Origin of the sequence: Janthinobacterium sp. LM6 (assembly GCF_002002885.1) — a bacterium.
Lineage (GTDB): Bacteria > Pseudomonadota > Gammaproteobacteria > Burkholderiales > Burkholderiaceae_D > Janthinobacterium > Janthinobacterium kumbetense.
In genome coordinates, this window is the sequence record NZ_CP019510.1 from 1,137,829 (window position 1) to 1,157,549 (window position 19,721).

At 62.4% G+C, this 19,721-nt stretch carries 18 protein-coding genes and 1 riboswitch; of the genes, 14 read left to right on the plus strand and 4 right to left on the minus strand.

From position 1 onward, the window contains the following. Window positions 1-192 precede the first annotated feature (192 nt). From BZG29_RS05040 to BZG29_RS05095, 12 genes are all read left to right on the plus strand, one after another. Window positions 193-933, plus strand: coding sequence for a Crp/Fnr family transcriptional regulator (locus BZG29_RS05040; protein ID WP_077399582.1), 741 nt, complete (start codon window positions 193-195; stop codon window positions 931-933). Between the two features lie 47 nt (window positions 934-980). Continuing rightward, window positions 981-2,885, plus strand: a complete 1,905-nt coding sequence (locus tag BZG29_RS05045) for an ATP-binding protein (RefSeq protein WP_253192784.1) — start codon at window positions 981-983, stop codon at window positions 2,883-2,885. 28 nt (window positions 2,886-2,913) lie between these two features. Further along, on the plus strand, window positions 2,914-3,720 hold the full coding sequence (locus BZG29_RS05050; protein ID WP_077399588.1) for a response regulator: 807 nt from the start codon (window positions 2,914-2,916) through the stop codon (window positions 3,718-3,720). Between the two features lie 52 nt (window positions 3,721-3,772). Next, window positions 3,773-4,027 carry a hypothetical protein gene (locus BZG29_RS05055; RefSeq protein WP_077399591.1) on the plus strand — a complete coding sequence of 85 codons (255 nt, stop codon included), beginning with the start codon at window positions 3,773-3,775 and terminating at the stop codon, window positions 4,025-4,027. A 108-nt stretch (window positions 4,028-4,135) separates the two neighbouring features. Next, window positions 4,136-4,251: riboswitch (TPP riboswitch) on the plus strand. 79 nt (window positions 4,252-4,330) lie between these two features. Beyond that, window positions 4,331-6,244 carry a phosphomethylpyrimidine synthase ThiC gene (gene thiC, locus BZG29_RS05060; protein ID WP_077399594.1) on the plus strand — a complete coding sequence of 638 codons (1,914 nt, stop codon included), beginning with the start codon at window positions 4,331-4,333 and terminating at the stop codon, window positions 6,242-6,244. Window positions 6,245-6,255: 11 nt separating this feature from the next. Further along, window positions 6,256-6,468, plus strand: a complete 213-nt coding sequence (gene thiS / locus BZG29_RS05065; RefSeq protein WP_170840567.1) for a sulfur carrier protein ThiS — start codon at window positions 6,256-6,258, stop codon at window positions 6,466-6,468. A 25-nt stretch (window positions 6,469-6,493) separates the two neighbouring features. Then, on the plus strand, window positions 6,494-7,288 hold the full coding sequence (locus tag BZG29_RS05070; RefSeq protein ID WP_077399597.1) for a thiazole synthase: 795 nt from the start codon (window positions 6,494-6,496) through the stop codon (window positions 7,286-7,288). Beyond that, window positions 7,288-8,052: a hydroxymethylpyrimidine/phosphomethylpyrimidine kinase gene (locus tag BZG29_RS05075; protein ID WP_077399600.1), complete on the plus strand. Its 765-nt coding sequence runs from the start codon at window positions 7,288-7,290 to the stop codon at window positions 8,050-8,052. The genes BZG29_RS05070 and BZG29_RS05075 overlap by 1 nt, the downstream gene beginning before the upstream one ends. 10 nt (window positions 8,053-8,062) lie before the next feature. Then, window positions 8,063-8,686, plus strand: coding sequence for a thiamine phosphate synthase (gene thiE / locus BZG29_RS05080; RefSeq protein WP_077399603.1), 624 nt, complete (start codon window positions 8,063-8,065; stop codon window positions 8,684-8,686). 67 nt (window positions 8,687-8,753) lie between these two features. Beyond that, window positions 8,754-9,386 carry a response regulator gene (locus tag BZG29_RS05085; protein ID WP_034749164.1) on the plus strand — a complete coding sequence of 211 codons (633 nt, stop codon included), beginning with the start codon at window positions 8,754-8,756 and terminating at the stop codon, window positions 9,384-9,386. 113 nt (window positions 9,387-9,499) lie between these two features. Further along, entirely contained in the window at window positions 9,500-10,606 is a 1,107-nt protein-coding gene (locus BZG29_RS05090) for an S-(hydroxymethyl)glutathione dehydrogenase/class III alcohol dehydrogenase (protein WP_034749160.1), read from the plus strand. A gap of 189 nt (window positions 10,607-10,795) precedes the next feature. After that, window positions 10,796-11,650 carry a hypothetical protein gene (locus BZG29_RS05095; protein WP_150130806.1) on the plus strand — a complete coding sequence of 285 codons (855 nt, stop codon included), beginning with the start codon at window positions 10,796-10,798 and terminating at the stop codon, window positions 11,648-11,650. On the opposite strand, the gene BZG29_RS05100 is transcribed toward BZG29_RS05095, so the two are convergent. Further along, the gene (locus tag BZG29_RS05100; RefSeq protein WP_077399609.1) at window positions 11,647-11,919 is read right to left on the minus strand and encodes a hypothetical protein; all 273 of its coding nucleotides are present in this window, start codon (window positions 11,917-11,919) and stop codon (window positions 11,647-11,649) included. The genes BZG29_RS05095 and BZG29_RS05100 overlap by 4 nt on opposite strands. A 115-nt stretch (window positions 11,920-12,034) precedes the next feature. Between BZG29_RS05100 and BZG29_RS05105 the strand changes: the two genes are divergently transcribed. Further along, window positions 12,035-14,344, plus strand: coding sequence for a UvrD-helicase domain-containing protein (locus BZG29_RS05105; protein ID WP_077399612.1), 2,310 nt, complete (start codon window positions 12,035-12,037; stop codon window positions 14,342-14,344). Between the two features lie 64 nt (window positions 14,345-14,408). On the opposite strand, the gene BZG29_RS05110 is transcribed toward BZG29_RS05105, so the two are convergent. The 3 genes from BZG29_RS05110 to BZG29_RS05120 all read right to left on the minus strand — a co-directional run bounded on the left by BZG29_RS05110 (window position 14,409) and on the right by BZG29_RS05120 (window position 16,638). Next, window positions 14,409-15,200 carry a BPSS1780 family membrane protein gene (locus BZG29_RS05110; protein WP_077399615.1) on the minus strand — a complete coding sequence of 264 codons (792 nt, stop codon included), beginning with the start codon at window positions 15,198-15,200 and terminating at the stop codon, window positions 14,409-14,411. 2 nt (window positions 15,201-15,202) lie between these two features. Then, the gene (locus BZG29_RS05115; protein WP_077399619.1) at window positions 15,203-16,159 is read right to left on the minus strand and encodes a homoserine kinase; all 957 of its coding nucleotides are present in this window, start codon (window positions 16,157-16,159) and stop codon (window positions 15,203-15,205) included. An 83-nt stretch (window positions 16,160-16,242) separates the two neighbouring features. Next, window positions 16,243-16,638: a hypothetical protein gene (locus tag BZG29_RS05120; protein WP_070278239.1), complete on the minus strand. Its 396-nt coding sequence runs from the start codon at window positions 16,636-16,638 to the stop codon at window positions 16,243-16,245. Between the two features lie 305 nt (window positions 16,639-16,943). Here BZG29_RS05120 and polA point away from each other — a divergent pair, with 305 nt between their 5' ends. Further along, window positions 16,944-19,706: a DNA polymerase I gene (gene polA / locus BZG29_RS05125; protein WP_077399622.1), complete on the plus strand. Its 2,763-nt coding sequence runs from the start codon at window positions 16,944-16,946 to the stop codon at window positions 19,704-19,706. Window positions 19,707-19,721 lie beyond the last annotated feature (15 nt).

Genomic DNA, 19,721 nt, shown 5'->3' on the forward strand with positions numbered 1-19,721 from the left:
CCCTGGCAGTGATTGACTGTAGGGCGCGCAGCGATTCAGCGTCCGTTCGCTACCGAACGGACATTCATGCCAGTAAGAAATATAGTCGGGCCACCGTGCAAGCAGTGTGTTACGCTGCACACCATGGCGACCCTCGTTCGGACGCCTTTCATCTACCCCCTAGCTGACGACTGGAAACCAGGAAACCTGCCCATGTCGAGTCCGCATGCCCAGCTGCACAACCCGAATCAAAACCATTTGCTCGCCGCCATGCTCGACGCCGATTTCGCGCGCCTGGCACCCCACCTGGAGCAAGTCTCCATGCTGCTGGGCGACGTGATCTACGACTCGGGCGACAAGCTGCAGCATGTGTACTTCCCCACCACGGCCATCGTTTCCATCCACTACCTGCTGGAAAACGGCGGCTCGTCGGAAATCGCCGGCGTCGGCAATGAAGGCGTGGTGGGCGTGTCGCTGTTCATGGGCGGCAACTCGACACCGAGCCGCGCCGTCGTGCAGACGGGCGGCGTCGGCTACCGGCTCAAGGCCCACCTGCTGATGGAAGAGTTCGACCGCGCCGGCCCCGTCATGCGCTTGCTGCTGCGCTATACGCAAGCCTTGATCACGCAAATGTCGCAAACGGCCGTGTGCAACCGCCACCATACTGTGGAGCAGCAATTGTGCCGCTGGCTGCTGCTGACCATGGACCGCCTGCCGAACCGCGAGCTGACCATGACGCAGGAACTGATCGCCAATATGCTGGGCGTGCGCCGCGAAGGCGTGACGGAAGCGGCGGGGCGCCTGCAGCAGCGCGGCCTCATCAGCTATCGACGCGGCCATATCACGGTGCAGGACCGCGCCGGCCTCGAAGGCCAGGTGTGCGAATGCTATGGCGTCGTCAAGAAAGAATTTGCGCGCCTGCTGTCGGACGTGCGCCAGCGCCAAGGCCGCTAGGCGCCGCATTTCCCTCCCCTTTATTGTTGTCATAGCCCAGGCTACCCATGCACTCAGTTGAAAATAACCCTAACCGCGCCCCCTCGCGCTGGCCCATGGCATTGGCGTTTTCATTCAGCGCGATCGCCCTGCTGGCCGTCGGCGCGCTGGCCTGGCGCGCGCCGTTTGAGACGGCTTGCGTCATCGACGCACTGGTCTTCCTGCTGCTGATGCTGCTGGTGGCGCTGTACCGGCGCACCGTGGCGGCCAGCCTGCCGCGCCAGCTGCTCAAGGCGGGCGCCTTGCAGGATGCGATTTTCAACAGCGCCAATTTCTCGTGCATCGCCACCGATGCGCAGGGCGTGATCCAGATTTTTAACGTCGGCGCCGAACGCATGCTCGGCTATGCGGCCAGCGACGTGGTCGACAAGCTGACGCCGGCCGGTATTTCCGACGCGCAAGAAATCGTCGCCCGTGCCGCCGCCCTCAGCGCCGAGCTCGACACCGTCATCACGCCGGGCGTGGAAGCGCTCGTGTTCAAGGCCACGCGCGGCATCGAAGACATCTATGAGCTGACCTACATCCGCAACGATGGCAGCCGTTTCCCCGCCATCGTCTCCGTGACGGCCCTGCGCGACGCGCAGAGCAAGGTCATCGGTTATCTGCTGATCGGCACCGACAACACGGTGCGCAAGCAGGTCGAGGCGGAACAGGCACTGCTGGATCAGCGCCTGCGCGAACAGCAGGCGTATACGCGCTCGCTGGTCGAGACCAACAATGCCGAGCTGAAGAAGGCGCGTCTGGTGGCGGAAAAGGCCAACCGCGCCAAGTCCGAATTCCTCTCGAGCATGAGCCATGAATTGCGCACGCCGCTGAATGCCGTGCTGGGTTTCGCCCAGCTGATGGCATCCGACGTGCCACCGCCGAGCCCGCCGCAGCAGCGCTCGATCGAGCAAATCCTCAAGGGCGGCTGGTACCTGTTGCGTTTGATCAATGAAATCCTCGACCTGGCCATGATCGAATCGGGCAAGGTCACCCTGTCGCAGGAAGCGATGTCGCTGCTCGACGTGCTGCAGGATTGCCAGGCGATGATCGCGCCGCAGGCGGAAAAGCGCGGCATCCGCATGCATTTCCCCCGCTGCGGCAAGGCCTTTTATGTGCATGCGGACCGCACGCGCGTGAAACAGGTGATGATCAACCTGCTGTCGAACGCCATCAAGTACAACCAGGGCGGCGGCGCCGTCACCGTCGAGTGCAGCCGGCATGGCGACAAGGTGCGCGTGAGCGTGCGTGACAGTGGCGCCGGCCTCGACGCGGCCCAGGTGGCGCAGCTGTTCCAGCCCTTCAACCGCCTGGGACAGGAAAACAGCACGGAAGAGGGCACGGGCATCGGCCTCGTCGTCACCAAGCAATTGGTCGAATTGATGGGCGGCACCATCGGCGTCGACAGCGCCGTCGGCGTGGGCACCACCTTCTGGTTCGAACTGGCCGCCAGCAGCGCGCCGGAACTGGTGCTGGGCGACGGCGATGCGCTGCCGCAGGTGCAGGAGCCGCAGGAAAGCCAGCGCACCTTGCTGTACGTGGAAGACAATCCCGCCAACCTGGCGCTGGTCGAGCAATTGATCGCCCGCCGCAGCGACTTGAAATTGCTGACGGCCATCGATGCGCACCTGGGCATCGACCTGGCGCGCACCTACCAGCCGGACGTGATCTTGATGGATATCAACCTGCCCGGCATCAGCGGCTATGGCGCCCTGCACATCCTGCATGATGATCCCCTCACCAGCCATATTCCCGTCATGGCGCTGTCGGCCAACGCCGTGCCGCGCGACATCGAAAAAGGCTTGCAAGCGGGCTTCTTCCGCTATCTGACCAAGCCGATCAAGGTCGTCGAATTCATGGACGCGCTCGACGTGGCCCTGCACCATGCAGCCGCGCACGGCCTGGCCGACGACACTCACGTAATACGCTAATTCAGCATTTATTTTTAGGAATACCGCTATGCTTCAAGCCACCGAGATCCTGAACGCCAGCATCCTCATCGTCGATGACCAGGAGGCCAACGTCATGCTGCTGGAACAGGTGCTGCGCAATGCCGGCTATACGCGCATCACGTCCACCATGGACCCGCAAGCCGTGCGCGCGCTGCACCAGCAGCACCGCTACGACCTGATCCTGCTCGACTTGCAGATGCCGGAAATGGATGGTTTCGAAGTCATGGAAGGCTTGCGCGACATCGAGGCGGGCAGCTATCTGCCCGTGCTGGTGATTACGGCCCAGCCCGGCCACAAGCTGCGCGCCCTGCAGGCGGGCGCCAAGGATTTCGTCAGCAAGCCTTTCGACCTGGTGGAAGTCAAGACGCGCATCCACAACATGCTGGAAGTGCGGCTGCTGTACCAGAAGCTGGCCGAATACAACAAGTCGCTGGAACAGATGGTGGAAGTGCGCACGGCGGAGCTGCGCGAAAGCGAAGCGCGCTTCCAGCGCTTCACGGAACTGTCGTCCGACTGGTACTGGGAGCAGGATGCGCAGGGCAATTTGACGCGCTTTTCCGGCCCCGTGGCTGAAATGCTGGGCATCGGCAGCGAGGAAGAGCCGCAACGCTGGAACGCGGCCGAGCGTGCCTTGCTCGACGCCAAGATTGCCGCACGGGAACCGTTTCTCGACTTTATCTACAGCCGCGCCAACCTCGACGGCAGCACGCAATACCTGCAGGTCAGCGGCGAACCGATGTTCGACACGGGCAGCCGCTTCATCGGCTACCGCGGCATCGGCCTCGATGTCACGGAGCGCCATCGCACTGTTTGATTGCCGACCGTTGATTTATACTTGGTGCCATCGATACAGACCAGGAAAAATCATGACTGACAAATCTCCCTCCTACTGGTTCCCCGCCAAGACCTATGGCTGGGGCTGGGGCTTGCCCATCACCTGGCAGGGCTGGCTGGTGTTCCTGGCCGCGCTGGCGCTGTTCGCCTGCGGCGCCTTTTTGTTCCCCCCGCAAACCATGCTGGTCGGCTACATCGTGTATGAAGTGGCCATCGTGGCCGTGCTCATTTTCATCTGCCAGTTGAAGGGCGAACCGACCAGCTGGCGCTGGGGCAAGAAGAAATAAGCGCGATGGCGTCTGTTGCATTGCAGCAGATGCGCAAAGACGACACCTGCAAGAAATCATCTGGCCACGCGGCGTGAACCGCGTATAATTGGCTCGCTGCCGCAAGGCGGCAAACGCTAGGGGTCCTGCCTTTCGCTGTGGAAACACGGTGCAAGCGCGGGTGAGAAATACCCTCCGAACCTGATCTGGATAATGCCAGCGAAGGGAAGCTTTAGGATGACTGCACCCCGCTTTTCCGCGTGCGCAATTCCGAACCTCCTTAGCTGGCTCCAGGCTTAAAAATAGTCTAGCCAAGGAGCCAAAATGAACGCCAACCCGAAATTCCTCTCCGCCACCGCCACGGTCGACGAAGCCGCCATCGCGCCGCTGCCTAATTCGCGCAAGATCTACGTCGAAGGCAGCCGTCCCGACATCCGCGTGCCCATGCGCGAAATCAGCCAGTCCGACACGGAAGCGTCGTTCGGCGGCGAAAAGAATCCGCCGATCTACGTCTACGACACATCCGGCCCGTACACGGACCCGGACGTGAACATCGACATCCGCTCGGGCCTCGATACGCCGCGCCTGCCATGGATCATGGAGCGTGCCGACACGGAAGAATTGCCCGGTCCCACTTCCGACTACGGCATCGCCCGCCTGGCGGACCCGAAGCTGGCCGAGCTGCGCTTTAATTTGCACCGCAAGCCGCGCCGCGCCATTGCCGGCAAGAACGTGACGCAAATGCATTACGCGCGCCAAGGCATCATCACGCCGGAAATGGAATTCGTTGCCATCCGCGAAAACATGCGCCGCCAGGAGTATTTGCGCGAACTCAAGGCTTCCGGCCCCATGGGCGAACGCCTGGCCGACCTGATGGGTCGCCAGCATCCGGGCCAGTCCTTCGGCGCCAGCATCCCGGCCGAAATCACGCCGGAATTCGTGCGCGAGGAAATCGCCCGCGGCCGCGCCATCATCCCCGCCAATATCAACCACCCGGAAGTCGAACCGATGATTATCGGCCGCAATTTCCTGGTGAAAATCAATGCGAATATCGGCAATTCCGCCGTGACGTCCTCCATCGGCGAAGAAGTGGAAAAGATGACCTGGGCCATCCGCTGGGGCGGCGATAACGTGATGGACTTGTCGACCGGCAAGCATATCCACGAAACGCGCGAATGGATCGTGCGCAACAGCCCCGTGCCGATCGGCACCGTGCCCATCTACCAGGCGCTGGAAAAGGTCAACGGCAAGGCAGAAGATCTGACTTGGGAAATCTTCCGCGACACTTTGATCGAGCAGGCCGAACAGGGCGTCGATTACTTCACCATCCACGCGGGCGTGCTGCTGCGCTATGTGCCGATGACGGCCAAGCGCCTGACGGGCATCGTTTCGCGCGGCGGCTCCATCATGGCGAAATGGTGTCTGGCGCACCACCAGGAATCGTTCCTCTACACGCATTTCGAAGAGATTTGCGAAATCATGAAGGCCTACGACGTGTCGTTCTCGCTGGGCGACGGCTTGCGCCCCGGCTCCATCTACGACGCCAATGACGAAGCGCAACTGGGCGAACTGAAGACACTGGGCGAGCTGACGCAGGTTGCCTGGAAGCACGATGTACAGGTGATGATCGAAGGCCCCGGCCACGTGCCCATGCAATTGATCAAGGAAAACATGGACTTGCAGCTGGAGCAGTGCGGCGAAGCGCCGTTCTACACCCTGGGACCATTGACGACGGATATCGCGCCCGGCTACGACCACATCACGTCCGGCATCGGCGCGGCCATGATCGGCTGGTATGGCACGGCCATGCTGTGCTACGTGACGCCGAAGGAACACCTGGGCTTGCCGAACAAGGCGGACGTCAAGGACGGCATCATCACCTACAAGATCGCGGCGCATGCGGCCGACCTGGCGAAAGGCCATCCGGGCGCGCAGATCCGCGACAACGCGCTGTCGAAAGCCCGCTTCGAATTCCGCTGGGACGACCAGTTCAACATCGGCCTGGACCCGGACAAGGCGCGCGAATTCCACGATGAAACCTTGCCCAAGGATTCGGCCAAGGTGGCGCATTTCTGCTCCATGTGCGGCCCCCATTTCTGCTCGATGAAGATCACGCAGGAAGTGCGCGAATACGCGGCCGGCATGGGCATCGCGGAAGACAAGGCGCTCCAGCAGGGCATGGAAATCAAGGCCATCGAATTCGTCAAGAACGGTGCCGAGCTGTACCGCAAAGTCTGAAGGAGAGCGTGATGCCTGCATTGATATCCATCACGCTCAACGGCGCACCGCACCAGGTGCCGCCCGGGCAGACACTCGATCAATTGATCGCCGCGCTGTCGCTGGAAAACCAGGCGCTGGCGCTGGCCGTCAACCGCAACGTCGTGCCGCGCAAGGCGTGGCCGGGACAGGTCTTGCAGGTGCAAGACCAGGTTGAAATCGTACGCGCGATTGGCGGCGGTTGAGTTGAGAATAGACAAGGAAACGCACATGAATACCGCAACAAATAACGACCTGCTGACCATCGCAGGCAAACAGTACCAGTCGCGCCTGCTGGTGGGCAGCGGCAAGTACAAGGATTTGCCGCAGACGCGCGAGGCGACGGACGCGGCTGAGGCGCAAATCATCACGGTGGCGATCCGCAGGGTCAACATTGGCCAGGACCCGAACGCGCCCAGCTTGCTGGACTTCGTGCCGCCGGACCAGTACACGATCTTGCCGAACACGGCCGGCTGCTACAACGCGAAGGACGCCGTCTACACGCTGCAGCTGGCGCGCGAACTGCTGGGCGGGCGCAATCTGGTGAAACTGGAAGTGCTGGGCGATGAAAAAACCCTGTTTCCGCACATGCCGGAAACGTTGATTGCGGCCGAGGCGCTGGTCAAGGATGGCTTTGACGTGATGGTCTATTGCAGCGACGATCCCATCCAGGCGAAGATACTGGAAGACATCGGCTGCGTGGCCGTCATGCCGCTCGCCTCGCTGATCGGCTCGGGCATGGGCATCTTGAATCCGTGGAACTTGTCCTTGATCATCGACCAGGCGAAAGTGCCCGTGCTGGTGGACGCGGGCGTGGGCACGGCGTCGGATGCGGCGATTGCCATGGAACTCGGTTGCGATGGCGTGCTGATGAATACGGCGATTGCCGGCGCGCGCGACCCCGTGCGCATGGCGCGTGCGATGAAGCTGGCCGTGCGGGCCGGGCGCGAAGCGTTTTTGGCGGGCCGCATGCCGCGCAAATTTGCCGCTTCCCCATCGTCGCCGATGGCGGGCAGGCTGGCGTGATGGTGCTAACGTTGCCGACGGTGCTGGTGTTTGCCGGCGCCGACCCGTCGGGCGGCGCCGGCATCGCCGCCGATATTGTCGCCATTGCGGCGCAGGGCGCGCATGCCTTGCCCGTCGTGACGGCCTTGACGGTGCAGGACAACGACAGGGTCTTTGGCGTGGAGCCGGTGGCGCCGGAACTGCTGCGCCGGCAGGCGCAGGCGCTGATCGACAAGATGGCGATTCATGCCGTCAAGATCGGCATTCCCGGCAGCGCCGCGAATGCGGCCGTCATCGCGCAACTGATCGCGCAAATGCGGCTGCTGCGCCCAAGCTTGCCTGTCGTGCTCGATCCCGTGCTGGCCAGCGGCCATGGCGACGTGCTCAGCCGGGACGATGCCGTGCTGGCGCTGGCGTCCTTGCTGCCGGTGACTACCGTCATCGTACCGAACGGGCCGGAAGCGCTGGCCCTCGGGGGCGAAGAAAACCTGCGCGCGCAAGGTTGCGCCAATGTGCTGGTGACGGGCGGGCATGGCGAAGGCGCGACGGTCGTCAACCGCTGGTTTGACGCCGCTGGCGGCGGGCGCGAATGGCGCTGGCCCCGTCTTCCCGGCGAATTTCACGGCAGCGGCTGCACCCTGGCCTCCGCCATCGCGGCGCAGCTGGCGCTGGGGCAGGCGCTGCCGGAAGCGCTTGACCGGGCGCAAGCCTATTGCCATGCGGCCCTGGCCGGCGCGTATGCGATTGCGCCAGGTCAACTCATGCCGCAACGATTCTTTACATAAGGAAAACATCATGCGTGGACTGTATCTGGTCACCCCGAACTGGGACGACACCGACCGCCTGCTCGATATCACGGAACAGGCTTTGCACGGCGGCGTGGCCCTGCTGCAATACCGTCACAAGAGCGCCGAGGCGGAGCAGCGGCGCGAACAGGCGGGTGCCTTGCTGGCCCTGGCCCGCAAGTATGGCGTGCCCTTCATCATCAACGATTTTCTTGAGCTGTGCGAAGAGCTCGACGCGGATGGCGTGCACGTGGGCGGCACGGACGCGTCCGTGGCGCAGGTGCGCGCCCGGCTGGGCAAGGACAAGATCGTCGGCGCCTCCTGCTATGGCGACATGGCCCTGGCACGCACGGCAGCAGAGGGTGGCGCCAGCTACGTGGCCTTCGGCGGCTTTTACCCGTCGCTGGTGAAAAAGTATCCGGTGACGACGCCCCTGGATATCGTGCTGCAGGCGAAACGCGAGATCGCCTTGCCCTGCGTGGTGATCGGCGGCATGACGCCGGAGAACGCGGCGCCGCTGGTGGCGCGCGGCGCCGACATGGTGGCGGCGATCACTAGCGTCTATCAGGCGGACGATGTGGATATTGCGATGCAGCAATTCAATCTGCTATTTGCGCATGCAGGGGAGGCGTGAGGGGGCGGATTTGGCGAATAATCGGCATATAATATGAGCATCATTCATTACCGAGGTCCCTTTACCCATGAGTCAGCCAGCCGCCGCGAAACGCCTTATCCTGATCGTTGACGATGACCAGCTCCTGTTGGAATTCCTCGGCGAAGTCCTGCGCCATGCGGGCTACGAAACGGCCCTGGCCCATTCGGCCGAAGTGGCGTTGCAGCTGATCGCCCAGCGCGAGCCTGACCTGGCCTTGCTCGATATCCACATGCCGGGCATGTCCGGCCTGGAACTGGCCAAGCGCCTGCACGGCGAAACGGCCGTGCCGTTCATGTTCCTGTCCGGCAGCGGCGACAGCGAATCGGGCAAGCAGGCGGCCGCCTACGGCGCCGTCGGCTATGTCGTCAAACCCGTCGACGAAGGCCGCTTGATGCCGGCATTCGAAGCGGGCCTGGCGCGCGCCGATGAGATCCGCCAGCTGCGGCGCACCGAGCTGAACCTGAACGCGGCCCTGGCCGCCGGCCGCGAAACGAGCCTGGCCGTCGGTTTGCTGATGGGCAAGTTCCAGACGGACCGCAACACGGCGTTCGAAGTGTTGCGCGACCACGCCCGTTCCAGCCGCCGCAAGATCAATGAAATCGCCAGCCAGCTGCTGCTGGCCGAGGAAACCCTGAACGGCCTGCACGGCGCGTTTTTGAATCGGGCGAAAACCAAGTAAGTGTTTCAAGTAAGCGTTGCACCGGCGCCGGCGTGGCACGTCGGCGCCTGCCTTGTTATGATGTGACGATACGGCGCGCTGGCGCGCCTGGTTCAACCATACACAGGACACACATGAAAACCAAAGCAGCGATTGCATGGAAGGCGGGCGCGCCTTTGACCATCGAGGAAGTCGACCTGGCCGGCCCGCGCGAGGGCGAGGTACTGGTCGAGATCAAGGCCACCGGCATTTGCCACACCGATTACTACACCCTGTCGGGCGCCGATCCGGAAGGCATCTTCCCATCCATCCTCGGCCATGAAGGCGCGGGCATCGTCGTCGACGTGGGGCCGGGCGTGAAAAGCCTGAAAAAGGATGACCACGTCATTCCCCTGTACACGCCGGAATGCCGCCAGTGCAAATTCTGCCTGTCGCAAAAGACGAACCTGTGCCAGTCGATCCGCTCGACCCAGGGCCGCGGCCTGATGCCGGACGCGACGTCGCGCTTTTCCATCGACGGCAAGCCCATCTTCCACTACATGGGCACGTCCACCTTTTCCAATTACATCGTCGTGCCGGAAATCGCCCTGGCGAAGATCCGCGAAGACGCGCCCTTCGACAAGGTCTGCTACATCGGCTGCGGCGTGACGACGGGCGTGGGCGCCGTGCTGTTTACGGCCAAGGTCGAGGCGGGCGCCAATGTGGTCGTGTTCGGCCTGGGCGGCATCGGCTTGAACGTGATCCAGGCGGCCAAGATGGTCGGCGCCGACAAGATCATCGGCGTCGACATCAACCCGGCGCGCCAGGCGATCGCGCGCAAGTTCGGCATGACGCATTTTGTCAACGCCAACGAGGTGGAAAACGTTGTCGACACCATCGTGCAGCTGACGGACGGCGGCGCCGATTACAGTTTCGAGTGCATCGGCAATACCACCACCATGCGCCAGTCGCTCGAGTGCTGCCACAAGGGCTGGGGCCAGTCCATCATCATCGGCGTGGCGGCGGCGGGCCAGGAAATTTCCACGCGTCCCTTCCAGCTGGTGACGGGGCGCGTATGGAAAGGTTCCGCTTTCGGCGGCGCGCGCGGCCGCACGGACGTGCCGAAGATCGTCGACTGGTACATGGAAGGCAAGCTCAATATCGATGATTTGATCACACACAGGCTGAAGCTCGATGATATCAATCAAGGTTTCGATTTGATGAAGAGCGGTGAATCGATCCGTTCCGTCGTCCTGTATTAATTAATTGACATACGCCGTACCACGGCGTTTTTGCGGAGGCTGAGGCCTCCGTTTTTTTTGCCCGGCGTGCCATCCATCGTCCGTGCTTGCCATCCAGGCAGGTCTTTTTGCAGCCTGTCGCACGGCGCTGGAGGCCAGGTCCGCTTGCCGCTACAGTCAACGTTCCACCACTTTTGCGACGAGGCAGCCATGACCACTTCCCATCGTTTGATCCTCAGCCTGGCCGGTATCCTGCTTGGCGGCAGCGCGCTGGCCGTGCAGCCGCCGCAACCGCCCGCACCCCCGGCCCCGCCTGCCGCGCCCAGCGTGCAGGTCAGCCGTTCGCTCGACAAGGGCGAAAGCTATGCGCTGGTCGATGGTACCAGGGATGGCGAGGGCGTCATCGTCGTCGACAGCGATATTCACTCGCAGCAGGTGGAAAAACTCAAGCGCTCGATCAAGGGGCCGTTCCTGTGGTTCCGCGACCAGGGGCAGGCATACGTGCTGCAGGATGCTGCCTTGCTGGGCAAGGTGCGCACGGCATGGGAACCCTCGAAACAGCTGGGCAAGCAGATGGGCGCGCTTGGCGATCAAATGGGCGCGCATGGCAAGGCCATGGGTGAAATGGGCCGCAAGATGGGTGCCCGCAGCCTGGAAAAAGGCAGCGTGCGCGAGTCGGAACAGCTGCGCGCGCTGGGCCGCCAGCAGCAGGAGCTGGGCCGCAAGCTCGGCGACGCCTCGCGCCGCCAGGCGCTGGCGACGAGCGACACGGCGCGCCGCGCGGCCGAGCGCGACGTGGAACGCCTGCAGCAGCAGATGGAAGATGCGCAGGACAAAATGGAAGAGATCAACGACCGCATCGCCGACGTAGACGAGCGCGAGGCCGAGAAAATGGAGCAGATGTCGCGCCAGATGGAGCAGCGCGGCAAGCCGATGGAAGCGCTGGGCAAGCAAATGGGCGACCTGGGCCGTCAGCAGGAAAAAGTCGTCAAGATCGCGGACAAGACCACGCGCCAGGTGATCGCCCAAGCGCTCAGCGAGGGCAAGGCCAAGCTGGTGCGCTAGAACCGATGCCACGCGGCAGCCACGGCGCGGTATTGCGCCGGCAACTGCCTGGCGTCGTCCTCGCTGGCATAGGCGTCATCCTGCACCGTGTCCCAGCGCGCGTCGCAGCTGAAACGGTAGACTTGCGCTTCGTCCCCGTAGCGGCACACGGCCAGGCCGTGGATGGCGATGGGGGCGGCGCCATCTTCAGCGGCGACATGGCCGAAAGGCAAGTCGGACCAGGCCCAAGCCAGTACGCGGGCGCCGTCGAGGTGGCTGGGAGGTGTCATGGGCGTTGTTTCCATCGGCTGTGCAGTGATGCCGATTGTAGCGCGCACGCGGCGAATCCGGCGCGACCGCTGGACAAATGCACAGTATTTTTAGCCATGCCGGTATAATCACGGGATGCAAAATCTTCTTCACAACCTCAATCCCGAACAATTGGCTGCCGTCACCTTGCCGGCGCAGCATGCGCTGATCCTGGCCGGCGCCGGTTCGGGCAAGACCCGCGTGCTGACCACCCGCATCGCGTGGCTGATCCAGACCCAGCAGGTATCGCCGCCCGGCATCCTGGCCGTGACGTTTACCAATAAAGCCGCCAAGGAAATGCTCACGCGCCTGTCGGCCATGCTGCCGATCAACACGCGCGGCATGTGGATCGGCACCTTCCACGGCCTGTGCAACCGCCTGCTGCGCACGCACTACCGCGACGCGGCCCTGCCGCAGACGTTCCAGATCCTCGATTCTCAGGATCAATTGTCCGTGATCAAGCGTTTGTTGAAGGCGAACAATATCGATGATGAGAAATTCCCGCCGAAGACGGTGATGTATTTCATCAACAACGCCAAGGACCAGGGCTTGCGCGCCACGGACGTGGAAGCGTACGACGCGCACGAGCGCAAGATGGTCGAGCTGTACCAGCTGTACGACGACCAGTGCCAGCGCGAAGGCGTCGTCGATTTTGCGGAACTGCTGCTGCGCACGTATGAGTTGCTCAGCCGCAACCAACCTTTGCGTGAACACTACCAGGCGCGCTTCCGCCATATTTTGGTGGACGAGTTCCAGGATACGAACAACCTGCAATACAACTGGCTCAAATTGCTGGCTGGCCACGGCAGCCGCGATGGCGGCGCCCTGTTTGCCGTCGGCGACGATGACCAGAGCATCTATGCGTTCCGCGGCGCCAATGTGGGCAACATGAGCGCCTTCGAGCACGAGTTCCAGGTCAAGAACTTGATCAAGCTGGAGCAGAACTACCGTTCGCACGGTCACATCCTCGACAGCGCCAACGTGTTGATCGCGAACAATAGCAAGCGCCTGGGCAAGAATTTGCGCACGGACGCGGGCCATGGCGAGCAGGTGCGCGTGTACGAAGCCAGTTCCGACTTGCAGGAAGCGCAATGGATCATCGAAGAGGCGAAGAGCCTGATCGCCGATGGCGCCTCGCGCAGCGAAATCGCGATTCTGTACCGCTCGAACGCGCAGTCGCGCGTGATCGAGCACGCGCTGTTTTCAGCCAGCATTCCGTACCACGTGTATGGCGGCCAGCGCTACTTCCAGCGCGCCGAGGTCAAGCATGCAATTGCCTATTTGCAATTGATGGATAATCCGCACAACGATTCCGCGTTCTTGCGCGTTGTCAATTTCCCCACGCGCGGCATCGGCATGCGCTCGATCGAGCAATTGCAGGCCGCGTCGGAACAGTACGGCATTTCGCTGTACGCGTCTGTGCCGTATGTGGCGGGCAAGGCGGGCAGCGTGCTGGCCGGTTTCGTGAAACTGATCGAAGGCGTGCGCTTCGAAACGCAGCAATTATCTCTGCCGGAAATGGTGCGCGTGGTGCTGGAAGCGAGTACCTTGCTGCAACATTATCAGAATGAAAAGGAAGGTGCCGACCGCATCGAGAATCTGGAGCAGATGGTCAGCGCGGCCAGCCAGTTCATTTCCGAGGAAGGTTTTGGCCAGGGCGCACCGGCCCACCTGGGCCCTGCTGCCCAGGCGCAGTCGGGTGCGCCCGTCGTGAATCAGGATGGCATCGAAATCCTGGATGCCGACGCGCCGCTGCCGGCCGTGATGTCGCCGCTCTCCGCCTTCCTGTCGCACGCGTCGCTGGAAGCCGGGGACAACCAGGCGCAGGCGGGCCAGGATGCGCTGCAGATGATGACGGTGCACTCGGCCAAGGGCCTGGAATTCGACAACGTGTTCATTACCGGCCTGGAAGAGGGCCTGTTCCCGCACGAAAGCAGCTCGAAGGAAGACAACGGCGTGGAAGAGGAACGCCGGCTGATGTACGTGGCCATCACGCGCGCGCGCAAGCGCTTATATATGAGCTTTTCGCAGACGCGCATGCTGCACGGCCAGACGCGCTACAACATGAAGTCGCGCTTCTTCGACGAATTGCCGGAAGAATCGCTGAAATGGCTGTCGCCGAAGGTGCAGGCGAACTGGTTCGGCAACCGCAAGTCGGCCTGGGACGAGGCGCCGAAGCTGGTCAGCCTGGGTTCGGACAATGCGATTGCGCAAAAGATCGCGCAAAAAGCCACGGGCGGCGGCTGGCGCATCGGCGAATCCGTGGCGCACGCCAAGTTCGGCGAGGGCGTGATCGTCAATATCGAAGGCGGCGGCGGCAATGCGCGCGCGCAAATCAACTTCGGCCAGCACGGCATGAAGGTGCTCGATCTGGGTATCGCCAAGCTGGAGAGATTGGGGCGTTGATACCCGAGCGGCCATAAAAAAGGGCAGCCTGCGCAGGCTGCCCTTTTTTCATGCGGCGTGAAAATCAGTCGTTCGGCTTGTCCAGCGACACCGTCTTGCTCTCATCGACGGGCACGCCGAAGATCTGGCGGTAGGCGGCGTAGAACGAGCAATGCATGATGATGGTCAAGATCATCGACAGCGGCATCATCAGTTGCATCATCAGCGGCGTGCGGCCAAAGATGACGGCCAGCAACTGGCTGGTGACGATGCTGATGGCGAACCAGGTGGCGGCGAAGACGATGAAGGCCGACAGCGAACGCCAGACGGCGAAAAAGCTGAAGAACAGCGCCTTGCCCAGCCCGGTTTGTTTCCAGTAGATCAGCGGTGCGGCAAAGCAGAAGGCCATGGCGGCCGGCACGTACAGCACGATGGCCAGCAGGATGCCGAGGCCCAGGCGCGATTCGGGGATGGCGGTGCGCGCCGCTTCTTCCGTCAATTGCCCCGTGACCAGTTGCCACAGCAAGCCGTCGTCCACCAAAGTCGAGGCGCCGATGGCAACGATGGCCATCAGGATGTACAGCACGCCCAGGCCGAACAGGGAAGGAAAGGCCGGTTTGCGGAAGCCCGAGATCAACAGGCTGGGCAAGACGCGCTTGCCCTGGTCGATATGCAGGCAGCCTTGCACGAAGGCGACGGAAAACACGGGGACCAGGATGACGGGCAGCATCTGGCCGAGCACGGGCACGATGCTGACGGCCAGCATGCAGAACATATAGCCGAGAAACAGCATCGACATGCCGCCAGGTTGTTGGCGAAACAGGGAAAATCCCTGTTTCACCCATTGCCAACCTGTACTTGCAGGTAATTTTTCCATGTTTAAAACAGTTCCGGGGCAGGTGTGGCGATACGTTCGCGCAGAATGCGTTCGAAATGCGTGGGATCGTGCGGGGTCAGCATTTCCGCTTCGCGCGGCTGGTAATAATCGTACAGGCGCGACAGCCAGAAGCGCAGCGCAGCGGCGCGCAGCATCGGTTGCCATGCCGTCTGTTCTTCATGCGTAAACGGACGCACGGCCTGGTAGGCGTCGAGCAGGGCGCGCACTCTTTCCTTGTCGAGCACGCCCGTGGCCAGGTCCACGCACCAGTCGTTGACGGTGACGGCCACGTCGAACAGCCAGGTGTCGCAGCCGGCAAAGTAAAAGTCGAAAAAGCCCGTCAGTTGTTCGCCGTCAAACATGACGTTGTTGCGGAACAAGTCGGCATGCACGGGACCGCGCGGGATGGCTTTATACGTATCGCAGGCAGCAAAGGCGTCCTGGAAGTGGATTTCCGCGCGCAGCAGATGGGCTTTGGCATCGTCGAGGTGGTGCAGGACCAGCGGCGTGGTGGTGTTCCACCAGTCCAGTCCCCGCAGATTCGGCTGTTGCAGGGGGAAGTCCTGCGCCGCCAGGTGCATCTTCGCCAGCATGGCCCCCACGGCCGCGCAATGCACGGCTTGCGGCGCCATCTGCGAGCTGCCGTCGAGTTTGCTGACGATGGCGGCCGGCTTGCCTTGCAAGGCCGTCACCAGTTCGCCGTCCGCATTGGCGATCGGCGCCGGCACCAGCACGCCCCGGTCCGCCAAATGGCGCATCAGTTGCAGATAGAACGGCAATTGCTCGAAGCTGAGGTTTTCAAAGATCGTCAGCACATACTCGCCGCGCTCCGTGCTCAGGAAGAAATTGCTGTTTTCGATGCCGGAAGCGATGCCCTTGAGCGCCAGAGGTTTGCCGAGTGGAAATTGCGTGATCCACTGGCCGATATCGTCCAGGTGTAGCGCGGTAAAAACTGCCATGGGAAAGAAGGGAATGGTCTAAAAGGTCAAAAAAAGCCGGCTGCCCCGCAGGTGGCCGGGGCAGGGCAGAAGAGAGTGGCTGCTTACTTCGCTGGTGCGGGCGGCGCTGGCGCGTCCGCGGCCTCTTCGTCGCGTTGCTTCTGTTTCTTCTTGCCCAGGTCGAATTCCAGCACTTTCCATTGCGGGCCGCGCAGGGCGCCGCTGTGGGCCTGGTCGCCGCCGGCGGCCGGCTTCATGTAATAGGTGCTGCCGCCGCTCGTCACTTTCACCTCGGACGTCACGCCCGCTTCGCGTTTTTCGGTAATCTGCTGTTTGGCTGCGGCCGGCGCCACGGTGATGGGCGCTTCGCCCATTTCCTCGATGCGTTCCAGTTGTGGCGGCGCGTCGCTCGGTTTGGCCGGCGTCTGGGCGCTGGCGATGGCCGAACATGCCAGCAGGGGCAGGGCGAGGAATGTCCAGAGTGTCGATGTACGCATCATGATGGGTTCGCTTCCATGTGAGGGACTGCAGCGCGTGCAGTGGTGTAATGCCGTCAATTTATCTATAAGGCATTGTAACAAACTGGTAGGCAATGCTGCTTAATACGGCTGATTAAATGCGCGGAAATGGCTGGCAGCGGCGGCCCGCGCGCCCGCACGGGGCCGCCGGGGTGGCAAAAACGCCGGAAACGGCAGGCGTTGCGGCCGGTGGCGCGGCCCTAAACTCTGCGATAATTGGGCGATATTCCGCCCGCCTGCCGCTGTTTCTTCCCGGCTGGCGCGGCTCACCTTATTTTATTGGCATTATGCAAAACACCCTGCTGTTAGTCGACGGTTCCAGTTACCTCTATCGTGCCTTCCATGCGCTGCCCGACCTGCGCAGCCCGGACGGTTATCCCACGGGCGCCATGCACGGCATGGTCAACATGCTGCGCCGCCTGCGCGCCGACTACCCGGCCGCCTATATCGCCTGCGTTTTCGATGCCAAAGGCAAAACTTTCCGTGATGACATGTATCCGGAATACAAGGCCACGCGCGCCTCGATGCCGGACGACCTGCGCCTGCAGATCGAACCGATCCATGAAGCCGTGCGCGCCATGGGCTGGCCGATATTGATGGTCGACGGCGTGGAAGCGGACGACGTGATCGGCACCCTGGCCGTGCAGGCTGCCGCCGCCGGCATGGACGTGGTGGTGTCGACGGGCGACAAGGACCTGGCGCAGCTGGTCAACAGCCAGGTGACCCTGATCAATACCATGAGCAATGAAAAGCTCGATGAAGCGGCCGTGCTGGTCAAGTTCGGCGTGCCGCCGAACCGCATCATCGATTATCTGTCGCTGATCGGCGATACGGTCGACAACGTGCCCGGCGTGTCGAAATGCGGCCCAAAGACGGCCGTCAAATGGCTGACCTTGTACGACAGCCTGGAAGGCGTGATGGAAAACGCGGCCAAGGTGGGCGGCGCCGTGGGGGAAAACCTGCGCACGGCCCTGCCATGGCTGCCGCAGGCGCGCGCCTTGATCACCGTCAAGACCGATTGCGATTTGTCCGAACACATGACGACCATCGCCGACTCGCTGGTGGCGAAACACGAAGACAAGGAAGCGCTGCTGGCCTTTTTCCAGCGCTACGGCTTCAAGGCCCTGCTGCGCGAACTGGGCGCCACGCCGCCGCCGATGTCGCCCGTCGGCGCGCCTGCAACGGCTGGCGCATCGACTGCGAACTCCACGGGCGACATGTTCGCCGACGCGGCCCCAGCAGTCGAGGCCGTGTATGAAACCGTGCTGACGGACGAGCAACTGGACAAATGGATCGCCCTGATCGATGCCGCTGCCCTGACGGCCGTCGATACGGAAACCACGTCGCTGGAACCGATGACGGCGCAAATGGTCGGTATTTCCCTTTCGGTCGCCGAACACAGCGCCTGCTACATCCCGCTGGCGCACGACTACGCGGGCGCGCCCGAGCAGTTGACGCGCGAACACGTGCTGGCGAAGCTGCGCCCATGGCTGGAAGACGCGAACAAGCCCAAGCTGGGGCAGAACCTCAAGTATGACAGCCACATCTTCGCCAACCACGGCGTGACGTTGCGCGGCATCGCCCACGATACCTTGCTCGAATCGTATGTGTTCGAATCGCACAAGAAGCATGACATGGACAGCCTGGCCCTGCGCCACCTGAACTACACGACGATCCCGTTCGAGGACGTGTGCGGCAAGGGCGCCAAGCAGATCACTTTCAATCAGGTCGAGGTGGAGCAGGCGGCGAAATACGCGGCCGAGGATGCCGACGTGACCTTGCGCTTGCACAATGCCATGTGGGGCAATGTGGCGAATGATGAGAAGCTGACCTTCATCTATGAAAAGATCGAGATGCCGACGGCCGTGGTCTTGCAAAAGATCGAGCGCAACGGCGTGCTGATCGACGACGAATTGCTCAACATCCAGTCGGCCGAGCTCGCCGTCAAGATTCTCGAACTGGAAAAGAAGGCGTATGAACTGGCCGAGCAGCCGTTTAATTTAGGCTCGCCCAAGCAGATCGGCGAAATCTTCTTTGAAAAGTTGAAGTTGCCGGTGGTCAAGAAAACCCCGACGGGCGCGCCGTCGACGGATGAAGAAGTGCTGCAAAAGCTGGCCGAGGATTATCCGCTGCCCAAAGTGCTGCTCGAGTACCGCGGCATGGCCAAGCTGAAGTCGACGTATACCGATAAATTGCCGAAGATGATCAACGTCACGACGGGCAGGGTGCACACGAACTATGCGCAAGCCGTGGCCGTGACGGGGCGCCTGGCGTCGAACGACCCGAACTTGCAGAATATTCCCATCCGCAGCGCGGAAGGCCGGCGCATCCGCGAAGCCTTCATTGCGCCGCCGGGCAGCCACATCGTCTCGGCCGACTATTCGCAGATCGAATTGCGCATCATGGCGCATATCTCGGGCGACGAAGCCATGCTGCGCGCGTTTGCCGACGGCATCGACATTCACCGCGCCACGGCCGCCGAAATCTTCGGCGTGCCGGCCGCGGAAGTGCAGAGCGAGCAGCGCCGCTATGCCAAGGTCATCAACTTTGGTTTGATCTACGGCATGAGCGCATTCGGCCTGGCCGGTAACCTGGGCGTGGACCGCACGGCCGCGCAAAGCTATATCGACCGCTACTTTGCCCGTTTTTCCGGCGTGAAACAGTATATGGAAGACACGCGCCAGCAAGCGAAGGCGCGCGGCTACGTGGAAACCGTGTTCGGCCGCCGTTTGTGGTTGCCGGAAATCAATTCCCCGAACGGCCCGCGCCGCCAGGGCGCCGAACGGGCGGCGATCAACGCGCCGATGCAGGGCACGGCCGCCGACCTGATCAAGCTGGCCATGATCGCCGTGCAAGGCTGGCTGGAAACGGATGGCTTGCAAACGAAGATGATCATGCAGGTGCACGATGAACTGGTGCTGGAAGTGCCGGACGCCGAGCTGGAACTGGTCAAGCGCAAGCTGCCGGAACTGATGGCCGGCGTGGCCGCGCTGAAGGTGCCGTTGACGGCCGAGGTAGGTATCGGTAAAAACTGGGACGAAGCGCACTAATTTATAAACGCAACA

Bases quoted from the DNA above. Each gene is read 5' to 3' on its own strand.
- BZG29_RS05040 (WP_077399582.1), top strand. From the start codon at position 193: ATGTCGAGTCCGCATGCCCAGCTGCACAACCCGAATCAAAACCATTTG.
- BZG29_RS05045 (WP_253192784.1), top strand. From the start codon at position 981: ATGCACTCAGTTGAAAATAACCCTAACCGCGCCCCCTCGCGCTGGCCC.
- BZG29_RS05050 (WP_077399588.1), top strand. From the start codon at position 2,914: ATGCTTCAAGCCACCGAGATCCTGAACGCCAGCATCCTCATCGTCGAT.
- BZG29_RS05055 (WP_077399591.1), top strand. From the start codon at position 3,773: ATGACTGACAAATCTCCCTCCTACTGGTTCCCCGCCAAGACCTATGGC.
- thiC (WP_077399594.1), top strand. From the start codon at position 4,331: ATGAACGCCAACCCGAAATTCCTCTCCGCCACCGCCACGGTCGACGAA.
- thiS (WP_170840567.1), top strand. From the start codon at position 6,256: ATGCCTGCATTGATATCCATCACGCTCAACGGCGCACCGCACCAGGTG.
- BZG29_RS05070 (WP_077399597.1), top strand. From the start codon at position 6,494: ATGAATACCGCAACAAATAACGACCTGCTGACCATCGCAGGCAAACAG.
- BZG29_RS05075 (WP_077399600.1), top strand. From the start codon at position 7,288: ATGGTGCTAACGTTGCCGACGGTGCTGGTGTTTGCCGGCGCCGACCCG.
- thiE (WP_077399603.1), top strand. From the start codon at position 8,063: ATGCGTGGACTGTATCTGGTCACCCCGAACTGGGACGACACCGACCGC.
- BZG29_RS05085 (WP_034749164.1), top strand. From the start codon at position 8,754: ATGAGTCAGCCAGCCGCCGCGAAACGCCTTATCCTGATCGTTGACGAT.
- BZG29_RS05090 (WP_034749160.1), top strand. From the start codon at position 9,500: ATGAAAACCAAAGCAGCGATTGCATGGAAGGCGGGCGCGCCTTTGACC.
- BZG29_RS05095 (WP_150130806.1), top strand. From the start codon at position 10,796: ATGACCACTTCCCATCGTTTGATCCTCAGCCTGGCCGGTATCCTGCTT.
- BZG29_RS05100 (WP_077399609.1), bottom strand. From the start codon at position 11,919: ATGACACCTCCCAGCCACCTCGACGGCGCCCGCGTACTGGCTTGGGCC.
- BZG29_RS05105 (WP_077399612.1), top strand. From the start codon at position 12,035: ATGCAAAATCTTCTTCACAACCTCAATCCCGAACAATTGGCTGCCGTC.
- BZG29_RS05110 (WP_077399615.1), bottom strand. From the start codon at position 15,200: ATGGAAAAATTACCTGCAAGTACAGGTTGGCAATGGGTGAAACAGGGA.
- BZG29_RS05115 (WP_077399619.1), bottom strand. From the start codon at position 16,159: ATGGCAGTTTTTACCGCGCTACACCTGGACGATATCGGCCAGTGGATC.
- BZG29_RS05120 (WP_070278239.1), bottom strand. From the start codon at position 16,638: ATGATGCGTACATCGACACTCTGGACATTCCTCGCCCTGCCCCTGCTG.
- polA (WP_077399622.1), top strand. From the start codon at position 16,944: ATGCAAAACACCCTGCTGTTAGTCGACGGTTCCAGTTACCTCTATCGT.